Raw genomic sequence first — 6,328 nt, 5'->3', positions numbered from 1 at the left:
AAGTGTTACTGTAAACTCTTGATCAGTGTTAACATCTTTATCGAATACTCCGTCTGTTGGGTATGTATTAGATACTAATTCATATCCTTTGTTTTGAGCTTCTTTGATTTTGTTAGCAATTTCTTCTGCTTTTGTAAGTTTGTCTCCATTTGTACCTGTTTCAGAGATAGGTTCATTTCCTTCTACTTGTTTAACATTACCATCTTTATCTTGGTAAACAAATGTTGTTGTTGCTTTTTGAACTGGTGTATATGTAACTACTTCATTAATATTTTCTGAAGCGTTAGTTACTTTCACTGTCGGTACTGTAGCTTTATCAACTGTGTGTTTAGCTATTTCTGGTGATTTAACTTCTGCTAAGTTTTGCTCTGGTGTCCAGTCTCCGTATGTAACGTCTCCTGTAACTAAGTTTACTTTTGCTTCACGTGTGAATTTAGCTTCTTGTGTTACTACTTTTGGTGCTCCATTTTCCATAACTGGAGTTCCATCTGCGTATACATATGTGATTGTACGCGTTACTGTTTTGCTTAAATCTTTTTCTTCTAATCCAGCTGGGTATTTAGGTCCATCTGGGTTGTTTGGATCTACTGGAGTTCCTGGTGTTTTTGGTTGATCTGGTGTTACTGGTACTACACGTTCTTTAAGTGTTACTGTGTACTCTTGGTCAGTATCAACATCTTTATCGAATACTCCATCTGTTGGGTATGTATTAGATACTAATTCATATCCTTTGTTTTGAGCTTCTTTAATTTTGTTGGCAACTTCTTCTTCTTTTGTAAGTTTGTCTCCACCTTTACCTGTTTCAGTTACTGGTGTGTTTCCTTCTACTTGTTTAACATTTCCGTCTTTATCTTGATAAACAAATGTTGTTCTTGCTTTTTGAATTGGTGTATAAGTAACAACGAACTCATAATCTTCATCAGTTGCTGTCGTTGGTTGCGCAGCTACTTTTTCAACACTTGCTATGTATCCTTCTTTTTGAGGAACTTTTACTTCTGGAAGAGTAGTATCTCCGTTACCAACCCAATTAATGTAAATCGGTTTTCTATTAGCATCTACTTGGGCTTCATTTTTGTCATTTACTTGGATAGTTCCTGTGTAACTTACAGTTTGAGTTGTCGGTTCAAATACTTGTTGTCCCGCAAGATCTTTAGCATCATCTGCATACACGTATTTAATCGTACGATTTACTTCTTCTACTTTTGTTTTCTTAACATAGTAGTAAAGAACATTGTTTACAAAGGCATTAGGGTTTACTCCATTCGCTTGAAGTTCTTCTGAACTATAGATAGCACTAGCACGTTTTGGCCCGATATTAACAGTTCCTGTTGTTCCTTTAGCTGGAACATCAACACGAATATACTCAACACCTTTGATAGTTTTAGTTAAATCAGGAACTTTGTTTGAAACATCATATTTTTTACCTAAAATATTTTTAGTTTCATAACTACCATCTTCATTAGGCTTAGCATAACCATCATAATTTGTAGGTTCATATGCAAACTCTTCACCTGTTTCAATGTTTACTAAAGTGATAGTAACAGCTCCAGTTTCAAACTGACTGTTTCCTCCTGCTCCAACTTCAACTTTCCAACCGTTCGCAACTTTAGTAGTTACATTTTCTTCTCCTCCATTAAGAGGTGTTCCACCTGATACAGTAAGAGTAGCTGCCGTTTTATCTGTATCACCTACTACACTTCCTTCTTTTAGACGACCTGCCTCATCGTATATAAATTTAGAGTACTCGTCTGAGAATGTACGGTTTGTTATAACTTTTTCAACTCCAAGTTTATCTAAACCAATAGAAACTATTGAGTCTTCTTGAATTGCTCCATCAATTACTTCTAATTCTAATTCTGTCGGTGATTTTACAGTCGCTTTTAATGTAAAGTTTGTATCACGACCATCATTAAGAATCCAAACGTTGTTTGCATTAGCTTGAACATTATTCCAACGACCTGCAGGACGGTAAGTTATACTGTCATTTTTATTAGAATTTGTAGCAGTATTTTTTGAACCTTCAATTGCTTTAAAGTATGTGAAATCATCATTCTGTAAAGTAATAGTGAATTTAGAACCTTTTCCATAACGGACATCACTATCAGTATTGATAACTACTGCATCACTCTTTCTAACACGTTCACTTCCTTTATATCCTAATATGTTATCTCCCATAATAGTAGCAGACGTGTTTTGTTTTTGTGTTGCTGATTTTGATGCTTTATGCGTATACTTATGTTCTAGAACTGGTTGTCCATTTACACTAATCGCTGCCGTGTATTCAGTATCTTTAGAAATATTAGGTGCATAGTAATCAATCGCTGTTAAGTTTTCTGCATAGAAAGTTGTTACAGCATAATTTTTCGCCTTATCATTCCATCTAATTGTGTAAATAGTGGTTCCTACTTCATTAGGAATAGCTGGTTGTTCAGCAAGACGCTCTTCATAAGTCTTACCATCTTTCTTACGTTGAGACCAGAAGGGACTTTCTCCTCCTCTACTTCCTGCAGAGTTAGTAGTCACTTTAGATACAACTTCCCCTATAACAGTCCCATCTGCTGCTGTAATTTTTGTACCAGGTTTAAAACTATCTCCAAATCCTGTTAAGTTTTTCATTTCAATAGTAGTAGTATCACCATTTTGAGCCTGAGATGTATCGAATACTACATCAATTCCCCATGCTTTAGGTGCAGTATTATCTGCATTCATAGTTACATATGCATTGTTAACTGTTACTATTGCATTACCATTTCTGATAACACCTTTACCTGTGATAGTTTTGTCACCACTTGTTGCATCAGCTAGAATAGCTTCCACTCTCCCACGGTGTCCTGCACGTTGCATTGTTACGTACACTGCTTCGATTGCTTTTTCTAATTCTTTACGTTGTTGATCTGCATCTTCTTTTGTTGAAGAGTCTGAGTTGAAGATATCTAATGCTTTTGCGATTTCTTTTTCTGACGATTCTACCGCTGCTTTGATTTCTGCTTTTTTAGCTTCTTCTTTTACTTGTTTTGTCGCGAATGTTGTTGCTGCTTGGTTTACTGCTTTTGCTTCTGAAACTGCTTTTTCTAAGTTTTCTTTAGCTACTTTTGTTTCAGATTTTTCTTCTTTTTTAGCTTCTTCTTTTTTATCTGCAGTTTTTTCAACTTTGCTTAAGTTGTTGATCGCTGCTTCTAATGCCGCTACTTGTGCATCTACTTGTTCTTGTGTAGCTGATGCTGACGCCGCTAAGTCTTTAGCTTTGTTTAATTCTACTGCAGCACTTACAGTTTCAACTTGTTTGTCTTCTGATAATTCTTGTCCTGCTAATGTTACAAATAAGTTATCTAATTGACTGATTTTTGCTTGAAGAGTCGCTTTGTTCACCTCTTTTTTAACTTCAGCTTTTACTTCAGCTTCTGGCGCCGCTTCTACTTCTTTTGCTCCTGTAGCTTTTTTGGCTACAGCTGGTTTTGTTTCAGCTTTTTCCTCTGTTAGTTTTTCTGCTGCTACTTTTTCGATAGTTGCTACTGTTGCTTCTTGTTTGTTAGTGTCTGCCGCTTGCGCTGCTCCCCCTAAAAACATAAAAGCAGAAGCAATTAAAACTGACGCCGTTCCAGCATTAAATTTCTTAATACCATAATGGTTAACTTTTTCGAATTGCTTCTTGTTATTCATTTTTATGTTATTTTTACTAAACATTATCTTCTCCTTTTTCTTATTTTATAAATAAAACGTATAAAAAAATTAAAACGATTACAGTATATATTTTAAGAACCCTTGACTTGAATATACCTAAAATTCTAACTATATTTTTTAAATTTTTTATGCTTAATTATATCATTTTTAAAAAATAAAATCAATATAAACTTTTTTGAAAATAAAAAGAAAACTAATGTTGATGCTATTTCAAACGTTATTTATAAAAATAATATAAATCATATATTTTAAAGTTTTATAAATTGAAAAAAAAAAAAAAATACATACATTTTCTTATATTTTAGATATTTTCAAAACTAAATATTCCACCATTTAAAAAATATATTTAATGTTTTAAATTTTTCTTTTTCATAAAACAAATAATCTTACTACAGCCTTTATATGAATTTTCGTAATTAAAATAAACACTACTTTTACAATATATAAAGTAGTGTTTATTTTAAAAATATTTAATGTATTAATTTACTATCTTTTTCCCAAAGCTTAATGATGCAATTAATAGTAATGCACCTAATACTGCACCAATTACTAAAGCTAATAGATACATAAGTGGGTTACTTACAGCACCTGCAGCGATAGCGAAGATTCCTCCGTGAGGGGCTTTTGATACAGCACCAAAAGTCATACTTAAAGCTCCAGCGATACCACTTGAGATGAATAACGGTGGAATAACACGCGCTGGGTTACTTGCTGCGAATGGAATAGCTCCTTCTGTTATGAATGATAATCCCATTACGTAGTTCACTAACGCTCCACTACGTTGAGCTTTTGGCCAGATGTTTTTGTTGATTGTTGCTGAGATTGCGATTGCTAATGGAGGTACCATACCACCGATCATAACCGCAGCCATTACATCACTTCCTGCTGAACCTGCAGATGTTAATAGAGCTGTACCTGTTACGTAAGCAGCTTTATTAATTGGACCACCCATATCGATAGCCATCATCGCAGCTACTACGAATCCAAGGATGAACTTACCGCTTCCGTTAAGACTTTCGATAAAGTGTTTTAATCCTTCCATAACACTTGCCATTGGTGCATTGATTAGGAAGATCATTAATAATCCCATAATTAGTGACCCTAAGATAGGGAATAGGAAGATTGGTTTAATACCATCTAATGAACGAGGCATCCAGCTGAATGCAATTTTTAATACGTGGATAATTCCACCAGCTAAGAACCCTGCTACTAAAGCTCCTAAGAATCCTGAAGGAGTATACGCTAATAAATCACTTTTCAGACTTAAAATACTTGGGTCTGCTAAAATACCACCGATCATACCAACGATAAATCCTGGACGGTCAGCGATAGAACGACCGATGAATCCGGCTAGGATTGGTAACATCATACTAAATGAGATTTTACCGAAGTAGAATAATACTTCTGCGACTTTGTTGTAAGATGGGTCTTTCGGATCAAATGAGTTAATACCCCAGATGAATGATAACGCGATAAGAATACCACCAGCTACTACGAATGGTAGCATGTTACTTACACCTTCCATTAGGTGTTTGTAAGCACGACGTCCGATACTTTCATTTGCTGAAGAATCTTCTGAATCTTCCGCTGCCCCGTCATGTTTGTAAATAGGGGCTTTCCCATCTAGGATTGTTTGGATAAGTTCTTCTGGTTTGTTAATTCCATCAGCTACTTTTGTCATAATTGTTGGACGCCCATCAAAACGTGCAACTTCTACTTTTTTATCAGCCGCAACGATGATCCCCGCTGCTCTTTCAATATCTTCTTTTGTAAGTTTGTTTTCTACACCGATTTGACCGTTTGTTTCTACTTTAACATCTAGCCCCATCGCTTTAGCTGTTTCTTTAATTTTTTCTGCAGCCATAAATGTGTGGGCAATACCTGTTGGACAAGCTGTTACCGCGATGATATATGGTTTTTCTCCACTTGGAGCTGCTTGTTTTTCTTCTTTTTTTGGAGCTTCTGTTTTAGCTACGAAGTCCGCAAATACTTTTTCTACATCTTCTTTAGTTGTAGCTGCATCTAATCCTGCTTTTACATCTGCATCCATAAGAGCTTGTGATAATGAAGCTAGCGCTTTAAGGTGCTCGTCTGCTCCTCCGTCTGGCGCACAGATCATAAAGATGTGTTTGGCAGGTTGTCCATCAAAACTTTCCCACTCAACACCTTCATCACTTTTCGCATAAACGATCATCGCTTTGTCGAAGTCCGCACTTTTTGCGTGAGGGATAGCTACGTTTTCTCCCACTCCTGTAGTCGATTGAGCTTCACGAGCTAGTAACGCGTTTAAAAAGTTATCTTTACTAGCGATAATATTTTTTTCCACTAACATGCTTGTTAGTTTATCCAGAGCTTCTTTTTTATCAGCAGCACTGAATCCGAATTGAACTAAGTCATAATTTAGAACATCTGTTAATTTCATTTCTTTCTCCTTTGTTAATTTCATATTTCCGAGGAAATATTTTATTTTTCTTCAAATAATTTGTTTAGTCTTATTTTAATTTTTTAACATCAATCTGGGAGTGACTCCAAAATCGTGATTTCGAAGAAACTGATATGTACCCCTTTTACTGGACAAACCGGTACTGCACCCAAAAAGTTGGACAAAATATTCAGTTATTTTTGTTTAGTATTTTAAACTTTAAAG

Annotated in this window: 2 protein-coding genes; both read right to left on the bottom strand. The window is 35.3% G+C overall.

Features of this window, described 5'->3' with window-relative positions; translation table 11 throughout:
- On the bottom strand, window positions 1–3,684 hold a 3,684-nt coding region (locus tag PNO30_RS06720; protein ID WP_271987625.1), incomplete at its 3' end, for a mucin-binding protein.
- Between the two features lie 475 nt (window positions 3,685–4,159).
- Window positions 4,160–6,103 carry a PTS fructose transporter subunit IIABC gene (locus tag PNO30_RS06715; RefSeq protein WP_271987624.1) on the bottom strand — a complete coding sequence of 648 codons (1,944 nt, stop codon included), beginning with the start codon at window positions 6,101–6,103 and terminating at the stop codon, window positions 4,160–4,162.
- Between the last annotated feature and the right edge of the window lie 225 nt (window positions 6,104–6,328).

The sequence above is a fragment of the Gemella haemolysans genome (assembly GCF_028308085.1).
Lineage (GTDB): Bacteria > Bacillota > Bacilli > Staphylococcales > Gemellaceae > Gemella > Gemella haemolysans_D.
This window is presented reverse-complemented; position numbering and strand designations above follow the sequence as displayed.

What these genes read in the sequence shown, in the direction of transcription:
- PNO30_RS06715 (WP_271987624.1), bottom strand. Translation starts at nt 6,103, where the DNA reads ATGAAATTAACAGATGTTCTAAATTATGACTTAGTTCAATTCGGATTC.